The organism is Salinarimonas soli (genome assembly GCF_008386575.1).
Lineage (GTDB): Bacteria > Pseudomonadota > Alphaproteobacteria > Rhizobiales > Beijerinckiaceae > Salinarimonas_A > Salinarimonas_A soli.
Genome location: NZ_VUOA01000146.1, coordinates 1 through 220, shown reverse-complemented (window position 1 = coordinate 220; position 220 = coordinate 1). Strand labels below are relative to the sequence as shown.

General features: G+C 69.1%; 1 pseudogene. It reads left to right on the top strand.

Features of this window, described 5'->3' with window-relative positions:
- Positions 1-34 precede the first annotated feature (34 nt).
- Positions 35-220: pseudogene (locus F0L46_RS25520) on the top strand (sugar-binding transcriptional regulator); the annotation flags it as partial.

Below are 220 nucleotides of genomic sequence, written 5' to 3'. Positions count from 1 at the left end.
TTCCCTGCTCGCAACGACCTCGACGGGGTGGGATATGCGCGAGGAGCTACAGGGGGCGAGCTCCGACGGCGGTCTCCTCGGCACGTTCATCGACGCGGAAGGCGCCATCGTGGAACACCCTCTGAACCAACGGGGCGACGCCCTGGCGCCGGACGAGATGAGGTCGATCCCGGCGACGATCGGCGCCTCCGGCAGCCTCTTCAAGGCGCCCGTCATCGGC